At 60.9% G+C, this 15133-nt stretch carries 14 protein-coding genes and 3 tRNA genes; 14 read left to right on the plus strand and 3 right to left on the minus strand.

Translation table 11 applies throughout. From position 1 onward, the window contains the following. Positions 1-489: 489 nt before the first annotated feature. Together IE111_RS24175 and IE111_RS24180 are read right to left on the minus strand one after the other, a co-directional pair. A complete protein-coding gene (locus tag IE111_RS24175; protein WP_189613812.1) occupies positions 490-1851 on the minus strand; it encodes a glutamine synthetase family protein in 1362 nt (453 codons plus the stop codon). 222 nt (positions 1852-2073) lie between these two features. Further along, entirely contained in the window at positions 2074-3525 is a 1452-nt protein-coding gene (locus IE111_RS24180; protein ID WP_189613813.1) for an NAD-dependent succinate-semialdehyde dehydrogenase, read from the minus strand. Positions 3526-3842: 317 nt separating this feature from the next. On the opposite strand from IE111_RS24180, the gene IE111_RS24185 reads away from it, so the two are divergent. The 10 genes from IE111_RS24185 to IE111_RS24230 all read left to right on the plus strand — a co-directional run bounded on the left by IE111_RS24185 (position 3843) and on the right by IE111_RS24230 (position 14372). Next, positions 3843-4583, plus strand: a complete 741-nt coding sequence (locus tag IE111_RS24185; protein WP_189613815.1) for a gamma-glutamyl-gamma-aminobutyrate hydrolase family protein — start codon at positions 3843-3845, stop codon at positions 4581-4583. Positions 4584-4600: 17 nt separating this feature from the next. Further along, positions 4601-5953, plus strand: coding sequence for a glutamine synthetase family protein (locus IE111_RS24190; RefSeq protein WP_189613817.1), 1353 nt, complete (start codon positions 4601-4603; stop codon positions 5951-5953). A 154-nt stretch (positions 5954-6107) separates the two neighbouring features. Further along, positions 6108-7481 carry an aspartate aminotransferase family protein gene (locus tag IE111_RS24195; RefSeq protein WP_189613819.1) on the plus strand — a complete coding sequence of 458 codons (1374 nt, stop codon included), beginning with the start codon at positions 6108-6110 and terminating at the stop codon, positions 7479-7481. Between the two features lie 91 nt (positions 7482-7572). Further along, positions 7573-8670, plus strand: coding sequence for a polyamine ABC transporter substrate-binding protein (locus IE111_RS24200; protein ID WP_308427573.1), 1098 nt, complete (start codon positions 7573-7575; stop codon positions 8668-8670). 268 nt (positions 8671-8938) lie between these two features. After that, the gene (potA, locus tag IE111_RS24205) at positions 8939-10081 is read left to right on the plus strand and encodes a polyamine ABC transporter ATP-binding protein (RefSeq protein ID WP_189613821.1); all 1143 of its coding nucleotides are present in this window, start codon (positions 8939-8941) and stop codon (positions 10079-10081) included. Beyond that, complete coding sequence (locus IE111_RS24210) at positions 10078-10998, plus strand: ABC transporter permease subunit (RefSeq protein WP_189613823.1); 921 nt, start codon at positions 10078-10080, stop codon at positions 10996-10998. Before potA ends, IE111_RS24210 begins: the two co-directional genes overlap by 4 nt. A gap of 65 nt (positions 10999-11063) precedes the next feature. Further along, positions 11064-11831 carry an ABC transporter permease subunit gene (locus IE111_RS24215; protein WP_189613835.1) on the plus strand — a complete coding sequence of 256 codons (768 nt, stop codon included), beginning with the start codon at positions 11064-11066 and terminating at the stop codon, positions 11829-11831. 209 nt (positions 11832-12040) lie between these two features. After that, a complete protein-coding gene (locus IE111_RS24220) occupies positions 12041-13006 on the plus strand; it encodes a biotin--[acetyl-CoA-carboxylase] ligase (RefSeq protein WP_189613825.1) in 966 nt (321 codons plus the stop codon). Then, positions 13000-13716, plus strand: a complete 717-nt coding sequence (locus tag IE111_RS24225) for a type III pantothenate kinase (protein ID WP_189613827.1) — start codon at positions 13000-13002, stop codon at positions 13714-13716. The genes IE111_RS24220 and IE111_RS24225 overlap by 7 nt, the downstream gene beginning before the upstream one ends. Then, a complete protein-coding gene (locus tag IE111_RS24230; RefSeq protein ID WP_189613829.1) occupies positions 13713-14372 on the plus strand; it encodes an SPOR domain-containing protein in 660 nt (219 codons plus the stop codon). Before IE111_RS24225 ends, IE111_RS24230 begins: the two co-directional genes overlap by 4 nt. On the opposite strand, the gene IE111_RS24235 is transcribed toward IE111_RS24230, so the two are convergent. After that, the gene (locus tag IE111_RS24235) at positions 14362-14637 is read right to left on the minus strand and encodes a hypothetical protein (protein WP_189613830.1); all 276 of its coding nucleotides are present in this window, start codon (positions 14635-14637) and stop codon (positions 14362-14364) included. The genes IE111_RS24230 and IE111_RS24235 overlap by 11 nt on opposite strands. A 15-nt stretch (positions 14638-14652) precedes the next feature. Here IE111_RS24235 and IE111_RS24240 point away from each other — a divergent pair. The 4 genes from IE111_RS24240 to IE111_RS24255 form a co-directional block, all read left to right on the plus strand. Next, positions 14653-14737, plus strand: a tRNA-Tyr gene (locus IE111_RS24240). Positions 14738-14758: 21 nt separating this feature from the next. Further along, a tRNA-Gly gene (locus IE111_RS24245) sits at positions 14759-14832 on the plus strand. A gap of 34 nt (positions 14833-14866) precedes the next feature. Further along, positions 14867-14941: transfer RNA gene (locus IE111_RS24250), tRNA-Thr, on the plus strand. Positions 14942-15011: 70 nt separating this feature from the next. Beyond that, positions 15012-15133: GTP-binding protein (locus IE111_RS24255; RefSeq protein WP_229805510.1), on the plus strand; the 122-nt coding region annotated here is incomplete at its 3' end.

Genomic DNA, 15133 nt, shown 5'->3' on the forward strand with positions numbered 1-15133 from the left:
ACGAAGTCCACTGATGTGGCTTCTAGGTTGGAACGGTCTCCCCGGTGACTGGTCTCGAACCCTATCAAGTTCATTGGGTAAAACATACAAGGTTGGATTAGCCGAAGGCGTAATCCAACGTTCATTATTGTGGCTCCCAAACCTGTGCGGGCTGATCATGTTGGATTACGCCTTCGGCTACCGAAGCGTCGGACCGATCCAACCTACCGGCTGAACGCTTGAAGGTGGTGCTCAGGCCCATTTTCGGCTGGGTCAGGTATTGTTGTGTAACCACGGTCAACTAGCGCCGGATGCCGGGGGTGTTCCTGGAGGGGACATCTGAGGCAGGATGCCGAAGTTAAGCGCCCATGGATGGGTCTACAGCGGTCCCCGGAAGGAACACCCCCGGTGTCCGGTGCGGGTTCCCGGCTACCAACTATACCCAGCCGTCCAAAAGGAGTAGGGGGCACAAAACAACCCACAGGCACACAACTCCCCACCGGCACTAACTCACAAGTAAGGCAGCAGCAGCTCATACTCCAGGGGCGTAATCTGGTGCTCGAACAACCGGACTTCGCTCCATTTGCAGATGCTGTACATCTCCACGAAATCGGCCCCGAACCATTCCTTGATTCGGTCGTCTTTTTCCAGGGCTCGCAGCGCATCGCGGGGGTTGTCCGCGATGGTCGGGTGAATCTGCTCGTAGGCATTGCCTTCCACCGGGTCCGGCGGCTCGATCTTGTTCTGGATGCCCTCGGTCACGCCCGCCAAAACGGCGGCCACGGCGAGGTACGGGTTGGTGTCTGCGCCGCTGATGCGGTGCTCGATCCGGGTTGCTTCGACGCCGCCGGAGGGGATGCGGAGTGCCAGGGTGCGGTTGTCGTAGCCCCAGGTCTTGGAGGTCGGGGCGAAGGCGTCCGGGGCGAGGCGGCGATAGCTGTTGATCGACGGGCAGAGCAGGGCCTGGACGCCGTCGGCCATGGCGATCAGGCCGCCCATGGCCCAGCGCATGTTGGGGTTCTGTTCCGGGTCGTCGCTGGCGAAGATGTTGGTGCCATGTTGGTCCATCAAACTCAGGTGGATGTGCATGCCGCTGCCCGCTTCGTCGATGTAGGGCTTGGCCATGAAGGTGGCTTCCATTTCCCATTTACGGGCGACCTGGGCGATGACACGTTTGAGCAGGACGGCGTGGTCGGCGGCGGCGAGCGGGTCGTCGCAGTGGTTGAGGTTGACCTCGAACTGGCCGGGGGCGTATTCGGTGATGACGGTGTCGGCCGGGATGTTCTGTGCGTGGGCGGTTTCGATGACGTCGGTGATGAAGAAGTCGTAGTCGTCGAGGTCGTCCATGGAGTAGACCTGTTTGGAGCTCATGCGCCGGCCGCTGGTGGGGGAGACCGGTGGTTGCAGCCCGCCGTTCGGGTCGCGTTCGAGGTCGATCAGGTAGAACTCCATTTCGACGGCGATGCCGGGGGTGTAGCCGAGGGCGCGGAAGCGTTCGTTGGCCCGGACAAGGACCTGGCGCGGGTCCATGGCGAAGGGGGTTTCGCCGTCGGTTTCGAACATGCTGAACAGGGCCTGGGCGCGGTCTTCGCCTTGCCAGGGGACGATGGTGAGGGTTCCGGGAATGGGCAGACAGAGGCGGTCGCGGTCGCCTTCTTCGGCACCGAGGCCGGTTTCTTCGACGGTGGTGCCGGTGGCATCCAGGGCCATGACGGAGCCGGGCAGGTAGAAGCCCTGGTCGTAGACTTTGTCGAGCAGGTCGCGTTCGATGCGTTTGCCGCGGATGACGCCGTTCAGGTCGCTGACGAGCAGTTCCACGGTGGTGATGTGGGGGTGCTGTTGGAGGAAGGCGCTGACTTCAGGGTGTGCCATGTTGGTTCTCACGTTACTGGCTTGGTGATTGGTGGCAAGGGTCCGCGACGGCTACCGGGGATGCTCATTCGGGGTCGTCGTGAATACATCCATGTAGACTTGACCGCAGCATCCCTGCTGCGGACATCCCCGACTGAGCATCCCCGGCATCCGTCGCTCGTGTTGGGGTTGGTCCACAACTTCCTTCCATCCATTTGGTTATTTTTGGGTATTCAAGATCTCTTACCGATCCAGTCCACCCATGCACAAATATTTGATTTCCAGGTATTCATCGATGCCGTAGTGGCTGCCTTCCCGGCCGAGGCCGGATTCTTTCATGCCGCCGAACGGGGCCACTTCGGTGGAGATGATGCCTTCGTTGATGCCGACGATGCCGTAGTCGAGCGCTTCGGACACGCGCCAGATGCGGGCAAGGTTGCCGCTGTAGAAGTAGGCGGCGAGGCCGAAGGGGGTGTCGTTGGCCAGAAGGATGGCTTCGTCTTCGTCTTTGAAGCGGGTAATCGCCGACAGGGGGCCGAAGATTTCTTCCTGGCTGAGCCGCATGTCGGGGGTGATGTCGGTGAGGACGGTGGGCTCGAAGAAGTTGCCGCCGAGGGCGTGGGGCTGGCCGCCGGTGAGGATTTTGGCGCCTTTGTCGGTGGCGTCTTTGAGCAGGGTTTCGACTTTTTGCCGGCCGGCTTCGTTGATCAGGGGGCCTTGCTGGACGCCGTCGTCGAGGCCGTTGCCGACGGTGAGGCCTTTGGTTTTTTCGGCGAGGGCCTGGGCGAAGGCGTCGTAGACGCTGTCCTGGACGAGGAAGCGGTTGACGCAGACGCAGGTCTGGCCGGTGTTGCGGTATTTGGAGGCCATGGCGCCTTCCACGGCGGCGTCGATGTCGGCGTCGTCGAAGACGATGAAGGGGGCGTTGCCGCCGAGTTCCATGGAGACGCGTTTGACGGTGTCGGCGGATTGTTTGATCAGGGCCTTACCGACGGGGGTGGAGCCGGTGAAGCTGACTTTGCTGACGAGCGGGTGGGTGCTGAGCACTTCGCCGACATCGACGCCGTGGCTGGCGGTGATGATGTTTAAGACGCCCTTGGGAAAGCCAGCCTGTTCGGCGAGGTCGGCGAGGGCGAGGGCGGTCAGCGGGGTGGCTTCGGCCGGTTTGACGACGGCGGTGCAGCCGGCGGCGATGGCCGGGGCGACCTTGCGGGTGATCATGGCCAGCGGGAAGTTCCACGGGGTGATCGCACTGCAGACGCCGACCGGTTGTTTGATGGCGAGGATGCGCCGGTCGTTTTTGGGCGTCGGAATGGCGTCGCCGTAGGTGCGTTTGGCTTCCTCGCCGAACCATTCGACGAAGGAGGCACCGTAGGCGACTTCTCCCTTGGATTCGGCGAGCGGTTTGCCGCATTCCAGGGTCATCAGTTCGGCCAGGTCGTCCTGGTGTTGCATGATCAGGTCGTACCAGCGACGCAGGATTTGGGCGCGCTCTTTGGCGGTGGTGGTGCGCCAGGTTTTAAAGGCCGTATGGGCGGCTTCGACGGCGCGTTCGGCGTCGGCTTTGCCGAAGTCGGGCACGGTGGCGATCTGTTCACCGTTGGCGGGATTGACGATGGGATGCACACGGGCGCTTTCGGCTTCCACCCATTGGCCGTTCACGTAGCTTTTCTGGCGGATCAGCGGATTGGTCATGAAGCCTCCTTTAGTTGATACGGGGTGGATAATACGCACCCACAGCCTAGTGTGCCGGAATGAAATAGCTAACCCCATTTACGGCACAAGCTCAAGAGGGTGTGATAAAAATATTTAACAAATAGTGGCTTCAAGGCCATTTTTTGGTGAAAAGTGTGGCAAATAATTTACGAATGACGCTCTTAAGTGGGTTGTGTTGATTATTTTTTATGATAACGTGGTAAAAAATAAACACCCCGTTCGGGTTCCTGAACCCGGATTGAGCGACGACAAGATTGCCCGGGGTGGCTCGATAATAAGAATGAGGTTCATCATCTATGAGCGCGACTGACGCCAGGCCCTGGGTGGGTGTGGTGTGCGATGTTCAACAGGTCCCGCCCCATGCGTTCCACATGGCCGGGGACAAATACCTGCGAGCTCTGGCCGAGGCGGCCGGTGTGACGCCGGTGCTGTTGCCCGCGCTGACCGATCTGTTCGATGCCGCCGTCTATCTCGATCGCCTCGACGGTCTTTTCCTGACCGGGGGCTACTCCATGGTCCATCCCTCCCTCTATAATGAAACGCCCGTCGACGACCCGTCCTTCGACCGGGCGCGCGATGCGCTCAGCCTGCGATTGATCGATGCCGCCCTGACCCGGGACCTGCCCTTGTTCGCGGCGTGCCGAGGCTTCCAGGAAGTCAATGTCGCCCTGGGTGGACGCCTGCATCAGGCGTTGCACCGGGTCGATGGACTGCAGGAGCATCGGGAAGACAAATCCCTTTCCCTGGACCAGCAGTACGCCCCCGCCCACGAGGTGTCCCTGGAAGAAGGCGGTTTGTTGCAGCGGCTCCTGAAGCGGTCTTCACTGTCGGTGAATTCGTTACACGTGCAGGGCATACAGACGCTGGGCGAAGGCTTGGCGGTGGAGGCCCGGGCGCCGGACGGATTGATCGAGGCGTTTCGCATCGAGGCTCTAACATTTGGACTGGCCGTTCAGTGGCACCCTGAATGGCAGGTCAGTAACCACCCACATCAACACACACTCTTTGAGGCGTTCGGTGATGCGTGCAGAGCGTGACAACCGAACGGATTTGTATGGATAAGCTGATTAAATGGCTGAAAGACAACCGCATCACCGAGCTTGAGTGCATCACGGCGGATCAGACCGGCATCGCCCGGGGCAAGATCATGCCCACCAATAAGTTCATCAGCGAACGGGGCATTCGGCTGCCGGAAAGCGTGCTGCTGCAGACGGCGACCGGTGATTACCCGGACGACGAGGTGTATTACAACATCCTCGACCCGGCCGACATCGACATGATTCTGCGTCCGGACGAAACCGCCCATTTTCTGGTGCCCTGGGCGGCCGAGCCGACAGCTCTGGTGATTCACGACTGCTACGACAGCGTCGGCAATCTGATCGAACTGTCGCCCCGGGCGGTACTGAAACGGGTGCTGAAACTGTACGAAGACCGGGGCTGGAAGCCGATCATCGCGCCGGAAGTCGAGTTCTACCTGACCCAGCGCTGCACCGATCCGGACTTGCCGCTGGAGCCGCCGATCGGCCGTTCCGGACGCAAGGAAAGCGGTCGGCAGAGTTTCAGCATCGACGCCGCCAACGAATTCGACCCGATCATGGAAGACGTCTACGACTGGTGTGAAGCCCAGGAACTGGACATCGACACCCTGATTCACGAGGAAGGCACCGCCCAGATGGAATTCAACTTCCGTCACGGCGAGCCGCTGCAACTGGCCGATCAGGTGTTCGTATTCAAGCGTACGGTGCGTGAGGCCGCCTTGAAACATCAGATCGGCGCGACCTTCATGGCCAAGCCGATCACCGGCGAGCCGGGCAGTTCGATGCACATCCACCAGTCGCTGCTCGACGCCAAGACTGGCAAGAACCTGTTTTCCAATCCGGACGGATCTTCGTCCCAGTTGTTCCTGAACTACATCGGCGGCTTGCAGGCCTACATCCCGAGCCTGATGCCGATGTTCGCGCCCAACGTCAACAGCTACCGCCGTTACCTGCCGGGAGCGGACGGCAATGCCCCGGTCAATATCGAATGGGGTGAGGAAAATCGCACCGTCGGGCTGCGCGTGCCCAATGCGCCGCCGGAAGCGCGCCGGGTCGAGAACCGTTTGCCGGGGGCCGATACCAACCCCTACCTGGCGCTGGCCGCCAACCTGGCCTGCGGTTACCTGGGCATGACGATGGACATCAAACCGCGCAAACCGGTTTCCGGCCGAGCCGGCAACGAAGCCGACCCGGATGTGCCGTTCAACCTGGAAGCCGCGCTCGACATGATGAGCGAATGCGAGCCGATCCGGGAGATTCTCGGGCCCAACTTCGTCGACGGCTTTATCGCCACGCGCTGGGCCGAGTACGAGGGCTTCAAGCGGGTAATCAGCTCGTGGGAGCGTGAGTATTTACTGACGACGGTGTGAGAGAGAGGGCATTTTAGGGCAGAAGAGCGACAGCGTTATCTGCCAAGTGGGCGAAGCCCACATGACGAGGCGATACTTGCACTATTGCCACGGCAAGGCGGCAGATAACGGCTACGCCTCTTCTGCCCTATAAAAAACAGTAAACGAGGTAGCCATGACCGATGTGCTGACACAATCCCAAACCCAGAGCTGGCAACAGGACGACGCCGAGCACCACCTGCATCCGTTCGGTGACAGCGGCGCCATTGCCCGCGAGGGCGCGCGCATCATGACGCGTGCCAAGGGTGTGCACATCTGGGACAGCACCGGCAAGGTCTACCTCGACGCCTTCGCCGGCCTATGGTGCGTCAACCTCGGCTACGGGCGCGAGGAGCTGGTCGAGGCGGCCGCGCGGCAGATGCGCGAGCTGCCGTATTACAACCTGTTTTTCAAAACGGCCACGCCGCCGGTGGTTGAACTGGCCAAGGCGCTGGCCGAGGTGGCGCCGTCGCACATCAACCACACCTTTTTTGTCGGGTCGGGCAGCGAAGCCAACGACACCGTCCTGCGCATGGTCCGTCGTTACTGGGATCTGAAAGGCAAGCCGTCCCGGAAAACGATCATTGGTCGCGAAAACGGCTACCACGGTTCCACCGTCGCCGGTGCCAGTCTCGGTGGCATGAAACCCATGCATGCCCAGGGCGACCTGCCGATTCCCGGCGTCGCGCACATTCGTCAGCCCTACTGGTTCGGCGAAGGCGGCGACATGGACCCGGACGAGTTCGGTTTGGTGGCCGCGCGCGCCCTGGAGGACAAGATTCTGGAACTCGGACCGGAAAACGTCGGTGCCTTTATCGCCGAACCGATTCAGGGCGCCGGCGGGATCATCATTCCCCCGGACACCTACTGGCCCGAAATCCAACGCATTGTCCACGAATACGATCTTCTGCTGGTCGTCGACGAAGTCATTTGCGGCTTCGGACGGACCGGGGAATGGTTCGGCTCGGATACCTTCCATCTGACGCCGGACTTTATGCCCATCGCCAAGGGGTTATCCTCCGGGTATTTACCCATTGGTGGTGTCATGGTCGCCGACCGGGTGGCCGAGGTGTTCAAGGCGGAAGGCGACGACTTTAACCACGGCTTCACCTACTCCGGGCATCCGGTGTGCGCGGCCGTGGCGCTGGAGAACCTGCGCATTCTTCGCAGTGAACGCATCATTGAAACCGTAAAAACAACAACAGCACCCTACTTGCAATCACAGTTGAACACACTGGCCGATCACCCCCTGGTGGGGGAAGTACGCGGCATCGGCATGCTCGGCGCCATCGAACTGGTCGAAGACAAGGCCAGTCGACGCCGCTACGCCGGCAATGGCCGCGCCGGAACCCTGTGTCGGGACTTCGCGCTTGAACAAGGGCTGATCCTGCGCGCCACCGGCGACACCATGTTGATGTCGCCGCCGCTGGTGATCGCGCCGGAAGAAATCGACGAGTTGGTTACCAAAACCCGACACGCACTCGATTTGACGCTTGAGGCGTTGAAATAGTGGCGTTTCGGAGTGGCTCGTCTTAATGTTTGCAGGACGTCTCGCGAACCATGAGTGAGGCGATGGAAAACTGACTTCGCAGGGGAGTTCAATGAGCATGAAAGCACTGAGCAAGACACTGGCCGTCACCGCCCTGGCCGCATCCATTGCCGGCGCGGCCGTGGCCGAAGATCGTGTGGTCCGGATCTACAACTGGTCCGACTACATCGCCCCGGACATCTTGGAAAACTTCACAGCCGACACCGGCATCGAGGTCGTCTACGACGTCTTCGATTCCAACGACGTGCTCGAAGCCAAGGTCCTGTCCGGTCAATCCGGCTACGACCTCGTCGTACCGACCACCGACTACATGGCGCGCCAGATCCAGGCCGGTGCCTATCAAAAGCTCGACAAGTCCAAGCTCACCAACTGGGACAACCTCGACGACGACCTCCTCGAGCGCATCGAAAACTACGACCCGGGTAACCAGTACGGTGTACCGTGGCAGTGGGGCACCACCGGCATCGGTTACAACGTCGACAAAGTCCGGGACATCCTCGGCGACGACGCGCCCATCGGCAGCTGGGAACTGCTGTTCGAGCCCGAGTACGCCTCCCAATTGGCCGAATGCGGCATCACCGTCCTCGACTCCGCCAACGAAGTCTTCCCGCTCGTCCTGCAATACCTCGGCCTCAACCCCAATAGCCTCAGCCGGGCCGACTACAGCAAAGCCGAAGCCAAGCTGATGGAAATCCGTCCCTACATCAAATACTTCCACAGCTCGCGCTACATCTCCGACCTCGCCAACGGCAACGTCTGCGTCTCCATCGGCTGGTCCGGCGACGTCTTCCAGGCCATGTGGCGCGCCGAAGAAGCCGACAACGGCGTCAGCATCGACTACTACATCCCGCGCGAGGGCGCCCCGATGTGGTCCGACATGATGGTCATCCCGGCCGACGCCCGGAACGTCGAGGAAGCCCACGCCTTCATGAACTACGTCCTGCGCCCGCAGATCGCCGCCGACATCACCAACTACGTCTGGTACGGCAGCCCGGTCGAAGCCGCCAAGCCCTACATCGACGAGGAAATCCTCAGCAATCCGGGTATTTATCCGGTTGAGGGCACCGAGCTGTTCACCTTTGAAGTCTTGCCGAACAGCATCCTGCGGACGATGACCCGGAGTTGGACGAAGGTTAAGTCCGGGACATAAAGGTTTGCGGTTTGGTTTGGATTGTTGGATTACGCGCTCACGCGCTAATCCAACCTACGTTTTTTGAGCCATAACACGCACTGGCTAGCAGCGGATGCCTGGGATGCTCATTCAGGGTTGTGCGAGGCAGGATGCCGAGGTCAAGCGCCCATGGATGGGTTAACAGCGACCCTGAATGAGCATCCCAGGTAGCCGATGCGGGTTCCCGGCACCCAATTCGACCACAGTCAAACAACCACAGAATGATAGATGTCAGAAGGTAACCCAGATGGCAGTAACCGCTGGCGCGCGTCGCCACCCCAGTGAAGCCTCGAAGAAATCCCAGGAAACCCTCCTGCGCATCAAGGGCATCACCAAATACTTCGATGAATCCCTGGCGGTCGACGACGTCAACCTCGATATCCGACGAGGGGAAATCTTCGCTCTGCTCGGTGCCTCGGGCTCCGGTAAATCCTCCCTGTTGCGCATCATCGCCGGATTCGAAGCGCCGACGTCCGGCCATATCCTTCTCGACGGCGAAGACATCACAGCCCAGCCGCCCTACCAGCGCCAGATCAACATGATGTTCCAGTCCTACGCCCTGTTTCCGCACATGACCGTCGAGCAAAACCTCGCCTTCGGCCTCAAACAGGACAAACTCGCCCGCGACGTCATCCTCGACCGCGTCCAGCGCATGCTCAAACTGGTGCACATGGAAAAATACGCCCGCCGCCGGCCGCACCAACTGTCCGGCGGCCAGCGTCAACGCGTCGCCCTGGCCCGCAGCCTCGCCAAGCAACCCAAACTGCTGCTGCTCGACGAACCCATGGGCGCACTGGACAAGAAACTGCGTACCGAAATGCAGCTCGAAGTCGTCGACATTCTCGAAAACGTCGGCGTCACCTGCGTCATGGTTACACACGACCAGGAAGAGGCCATGACCATGGCCGACCGCATCGCCATCATGGACGAAGGCTTCATCCAACAGGTCGGTTCCCCGGTCGACATCTACGAGAGTCCGACCAGTCGCATGGTCGCCGAGTTCATCGGTTCGGTGAACATCTTCGAAGGCACGATCATCGACGATGAGGAAGACCACATGACCTTGCGCTCGCCCGACCTCGAACGCGATATCTACATCGGTCACGGCGTCAGTTCCAGCGTCGACAACCGGCAGATGCTGTTCGCCCTGCGGCCGGAAAAAACCTGGATGACGACCGAAAAACCCGACGGCGACTACAACTGGTCGAGCGGCACCGTACGGGACATCGCCTACCTCGGTGGCCACACCGTCTACTATGTCAAATTGCCGAACGGCAAGGTGGTACAGTGCTTCCTGGCCAATACCGAGCGGCGTGCCGAGCGGCCGACCTGGGACGACGAAGTCTATGTGCACTGGATGAACGACAGCGGTGTGGTGTTGCGGACATGAGTGAAGCGCCCAAGGTAAAACGTAAACTCGATCTGTCGCGTCTGCCCGGCGGACGCCGCTGGGTGATCGGCGCCCCCTACCTGTGGCTGGCGGTGTTCTTCCTGTTGCCGTTCGTCATCGTCGCCAAGATCTCGCTGGCGACGTCGGCACTGGCGATACCGCCGTACTCGGCGATGTTCGAATGGGCCGAGGAGACGTTGAACATCCGCGTCACGCTGAGCAACTACTTCTGGTTGCTGGGCGACGACCTCTACATCAAGGCCTACTGGAACTCGATCAAGATCGCGTTCAATTCCACGGTGTTCGCGCTGATCATCGGCTACCCCATGGCCTATGCCATCGCCAAGGCCCCCAGCCACCTGCAAACCACCTGGTTGTTGCTGGTGCTGCTGCCCAGTTGGACCTCGTTTCTGATACGCGTCTATGCCTGGATGGGACTGCTCAGCAACAACGGCCTGATCAATCAGGCCTTGATGGGCATCGGCCTGACCAGCGAACCGATACAGATGCTGAACACCAACTTCGCGGTCTACATTGGCATCGTCTATTCCTACCTGCCGTTCATGGTGCTGCCGCTCTACGCCAACCTGGTCAAGCACGATGACTCCCTGCTCGAGGCGGCCAGCGACCTCGGCGCGCGCAAGTGGACCAGTTTCTTCCGCATCACATTGCCGCTGTCCAAGAACGGCATCATCGCCGGTTCCATGCTGGTGTTCATTCCCGTCGTCGGCGAGTACGTGATTCCGGAGCTGCTCGGCGGCGCCGAGACGGTCATGATCGGCAAGGTGCTGTGGCAGGAATTCTTCAACAATCGGGACTGGCCGGTCGCCAGCGCCCTGGCGGTGCTGATGATCGCCCTGTTGATCGTACCGATCATGCTGTTTCACCGTTATCAGAACAAGGAGACCGGGGTTTGAATCGTTCGCGCTTCAGTTTGAGCCGGCTCTGTTTCTGGCTGGGCATCGGCTTTTTGTACGCACCCATGGTGGTGCTGATCGTTTATTCGTTCAATTCGTCCCGACTGGTGACGGTCTGGGCCGGTTGGTCGACCAAGTGGTACGGTGAGTTGTTCCGTGACGAGCAGATCATGAACGCCGTCGGTCGCTCGTTGCAGGTGGCGTTCTATTCGGCCTCGACGGCCGTCGTGCTGGGGATGCTGGCGTCGATTGTCATAGTCCGCTTCCGCCGGTTCCGGGGGCGTACCCTGTTTTCTGGCATGATCACCGCGCCGCTGGTGATGCCGGATGTCATCATCGGTCTGTCCATGCTGTTGCTGTTCGTCGCCATGGCGCAGAGCATCGGCTGGCCACCGCAGCGCGGTCTGTTGACCGTCTGGATCGCGCACACCACGTTTTGCGTCGCCTATTCGACCGTGGTGATCAGCTCGCGACTGCGGGAAATGGATCAGAGCCTGGAAGAAGCGGCCCTCGACCTCGGCGCGACCCCGGTGCGAGCCTTCTTCCTGGTGACGCTGCCGATCATCGCGCCGTCGATTCTTTCGGCCTGGTTGCTGTCCTTCACGCTGTCGCTGGACGATGTCGTCATCGCCAGTTTCGTGACCGGTCCCGGCGCCACCACCCTGCCGATCGAAGTGTTCAGCTCGGTCAAACTGGGCGTCACGCCCAAGATCAATGCCCTGGCGACCATCATTATCGGTGTGGTTTCCCTTGTGGCCTTCGGCAGCTGGTACGTTTCACGCCGCATCGACGAGCGCAATCGGGCGGCGGCCCGTATGGCGGCGGAGGCCTGATGCAATCGCGTCATCATCCGATTGGCCTGCGGCATCTGTAGGTTGGATTAGATCCGAAGGATCGTAATCCAACATTTCCGGCCGTGAGCAAAGGTTCGGCTAGGCGGCCACTCGCTAAACGTCGGATTACGCACCTCCGGTGCTAATCCGACCTACGAGCGCGAGACAAATTCAGGCAGAATACGTCCAGATTTCTCTGGAAACCGGGCATGAAAAGTCTCTACCGTCTGTTGCCACTGCTCAGCCACGACCGTTATCAATCCGGCCAGAAGCTGGCCGAAACGCTGGGCGTGACCCGGCCGACCATTTCCAACTGGGTGGCCGAACTCGGCGAACTGGGTCTCGACGTCTACACCGTCAAGGGGCGCGGGTATCGCCTGGCCGAACCGATCAGCCTGCTCGAGCGGGCCACCATCATCGACGCTCTGAATCCGGAACTGGTACAGGCGTTATCCGTCTTCGACATCCAGAGCGATGTCGACTCCACCAATCGTTGGGTGCTGGACCAGAAACCGGACCCGGGCCGCTGGTCCATCTGCGCGGCCGACTATCAGCACCAGGGCCGTGGCCGGCGCGGGCGCAGCTGGCGGAGCCCGCCGGGCAGCAGCATCATGGTGTCGGTCGCCGTACGCGAGAACCTGTCCGGCGATGCCCTCTACTGCGCCAGTCTGATCGTCGGCGTGGCCGTGGTGCGTGCCATCGAGGCCGTCATCGGCGTGTGCGTCGACCTGAAGTGGCCCAACGATATCTATTACCGCGACCAGAAGCTCGGCGGCATCCTGTGTGAGTTGCAGGGCAATCCGCTGGATCAGCCGGTGGTGGTCATCGGGCTCGGCTTGAATGTGAACAAGGGACCGGCCGGTCTGGACCGGGACGTCGGCTGTCTGGCCGATATCCACGGGCAACTGGTTGATCGGAACCGGCTGTTGACGGAGGTGCTGAACCACTTGCACGCGGTTCTGTCCGAGCTGCAGGCGCCCGGGGGCCTGGACCGTCTGCTGGCGGAATGGGGCCGATACGACTGTGTCCGTGACCGCGACATCCGCTTGATCCGGGGCGATGCGGTCGAGACCGTGACGGCACGGGGTATCGATGGACAAGGGCAATTGCTCGTGGAAAATCCGGACGGCAGCGTCCGGGCGGTAAACGGCGGCGAGGTGTCGGTGCGATGGTGAGCCGGACTCTGTTGCTCGATTGTGGCAATACCGCCTGCAAATACCAATACGGCGAGGAACACGGTCATCTAGACTCGACCGAGGCTTTTGTCCAGCTGGTCGAGCGGATCGAGCCCGAGCAAACCCTGCTGGCGACCGTCTCGAAGTTTGGCCAGACGCTCGGCGAATGCCTGGTCGAACGGGCGTTGCCGCATCGTAAAGTACGTGTGCGACCCGACTGGCAGGGCTTGAAGCTGGCCTACGCGGAGCCCGAACGGCTGGGTGTCGATCGCTGGCTCACTCTGGTGGCGCTGTGTGGACATCCGCGTCCGGTGATGGTCGTGGATGTCGGCACGGCGCTGAAGATCGATGCGCTCGACGGCGGCGACCGGCACCTGGGCGGGTATATCCTGCCCGGGATGCGCCTGATGCGCCGGGCACTGGTTGATGATACATTCGCCTTACCACCGGTCGATCAGGACGGTGCCCTGGCACCCGGCGCCACTACCCGCGACTGCATCGCCAACGGCGCCGTCCTGGCTCTGGCCGGCGCCGTGGACAAGGCCCGTGCGCAATTCGGGCCGACACCACCCGACATTGTCTGGACCGGCGGTGACGCCGACCGGGTCCGACCATTCACCGCCGAACCGGGTCAGCTCCGGCCGGCCCTGATTTTCGAAGGTATGAGACGCTTAATGAAGGACGCAGACTACATGGAGTCGCTGGCATGAGGTGGATCATTCTGACGCTGCTGCTGGCCAATATCGCCCTGGGCGGATATCTCTATTGGGAGTCCTCCCAACCGACCGACGACGGTCCCGCGCCGAACCAGGCGGAGCTCAACAACCTGAGTCTGGGCAGCGATACCCTGGCCGAGCTGCGTCGCCTCGAGCGCCAGGCGCCGACTCAGCCGGCGACCGAGCCACCGGTGCAATGCGTGCGCATTACCGGCCTGGAAGGGGCGGACCAGGCGGATGTCATCGAATCGCGTCTGCGCGCGCTGGAAGTCGATGCCGAGCGCGCTACCCGGCAGGTGGTCGTGCGTTCCGACTACTGGGTCGTGCTCGGGCCATTCGATTCCCCGTCCATCGCCCGCGAGCGACTCGGCGAATTGCAGGCGGCCGACATCGAGAGCTTCCTGATCGGTCAGGGTCCGCTGGAGGGCGGGATATCCCTGGGCTTGTTCTCGTCCCTGGATAACGCCGAGCGTCGCAAGCGGGAACTGACGGAACAGGATATCGGCGCCCGCGTCGAACGGGTCGATCGCACTCGCGAGGCGCTGGAACTGACCATCGGCAAGGAGGATGCCGGTTTGATTTCCGATGGAGCGCTGGAATCGTTGTTGAACGAGTTCGAAGGCGTCAGTTACCAGCGCTTCAGTTGCTGATGGTGTGGCGGCCCTGATCCGCAACGCGGCATCGCGTGCGACCAGGCCGCCCGCGACGCGCGGCGGACCGCCGATTGAGTCGGTCGCGCACCTTCGTTTCCACAAATCCCGCCTCCTCCTCTTGCATTTCCTCAAAAGAATCAATAACATGCGCGCCTCCTTGCACGGCAAGGTGGGTTCTGCCCGAGTCGGCACCGCCTAAGTTGTTGTTCTGATTGAGAAAAAATTCAAAATCGGAGTTGACAGCAAAAAAGGCATCGTGCAAACTCGTCGCCCGTTTGGAGGGGTTCCCGAGTGGTCAAAGGGAGCAGACTGTAAATCTGCCGCTTTATGCTTCGATGGTTCGAATCCGTCCCCCTCCACCACTTCCTTCTTTCGAAGGGTGTGCGGGCATAGTTCAATGGTAGAACCTCAGCCTTCCAAGCTGATGATGCGGGTTCGATTCCCGCTGCCCGCTCCATGCAGCTGTTCGTGTGAAGTGATAGCGCAGTTAGGCTCGCGTAGCTCAGTGGTAGAGCACTCCATTGGTAATGGAGAGGTCAAGAGTTCAAATCTCTTCGTGAGCACCATTTATCTTCGAAAGGCAGGCACTGAGGTGGCTGCCTTTTGTGTATATAAATTCAGGTGAGAGGCCGGTTTATGTCTAAGGCGACTTTCGAGCGTTCCAAGCCCCACGTCAATGTGGGCACCATCGGTCACGTTGACCACGGTAAAACCACCCTGACAGCGGCCCTGACCCGCGTCTGCCACGAAGTATGGGG

The sequence above is a fragment of the Saccharospirillum salsuginis genome, from assembly GCF_014651855.1.
Taxonomy (GTDB): domain Bacteria; phylum Pseudomonadota; class Gammaproteobacteria; order Pseudomonadales; family Natronospirillaceae; genus Saccharospirillum; species Saccharospirillum salsuginis.

What these genes read in the sequence shown, in the direction of transcription:
- IE111_RS24215 (WP_189613835.1), top strand. Translation starts at nt 11,064, where the DNA reads ATGGTGGTGCTGATCGTTTATTCGTTCAATTCGTCCCGACTGGTGACG.
- IE111_RS24210 (WP_189613823.1), top strand. Translation starts at nt 10,078, where the DNA reads ATGAGTGAAGCGCCCAAGGTAAAACGTAAACTCGATCTGTCGCGTCTG.
- IE111_RS24180 (WP_189613813.1), bottom strand. Translation starts at nt 3,525, where the DNA reads ATGACCAATCCGCTGATCCGCCAGAAAAGCTACGTGAACGGCCAATGG.
- IE111_RS24175 (WP_189613812.1), bottom strand. Translation starts at nt 1,851, where the DNA reads ATGGCACACCCTGAAGTCAGCGCCTTCCTCCAACAGCACCCCCACATC.
- IE111_RS24185 (WP_189613815.1), top strand. Translation starts at nt 3,843, where the DNA reads ATGAGCGCGACTGACGCCAGGCCCTGGGTGGGTGTGGTGTGCGATGTT.
- IE111_RS24220 (WP_189613825.1), top strand. Translation starts at nt 12,041, where the DNA reads ATGAAAAGTCTCTACCGTCTGTTGCCACTGCTCAGCCACGACCGTTAT.
- potA (WP_189613821.1), top strand. Translation starts at nt 8,939, where the DNA reads ATGGCAGTAACCGCTGGCGCGCGTCGCCACCCCAGTGAAGCCTCGAAG.
- IE111_RS24190 (WP_189613817.1), top strand. Translation starts at nt 4,601, where the DNA reads ATGGATAAGCTGATTAAATGGCTGAAAGACAACCGCATCACCGAGCTT.
- IE111_RS24225 (WP_189613827.1), top strand. Translation starts at nt 13,000, where the DNA reads ATGGTGAGCCGGACTCTGTTGCTCGATTGTGGCAATACCGCCTGCAAA.
- IE111_RS24200 (WP_308427573.1), top strand. Translation starts at nt 7,573, where the DNA reads ATGAGCATGAAAGCACTGAGCAAGACACTGGCCGTCACCGCCCTGGCC.
- IE111_RS24230 (WP_189613829.1), top strand. Translation starts at nt 13,713, where the DNA reads ATGAGGTGGATCATTCTGACGCTGCTGCTGGCCAATATCGCCCTGGGC.
- IE111_RS24195 (WP_189613819.1), top strand. Translation starts at nt 6,108, where the DNA reads ATGACCGATGTGCTGACACAATCCCAAACCCAGAGCTGGCAACAGGAC.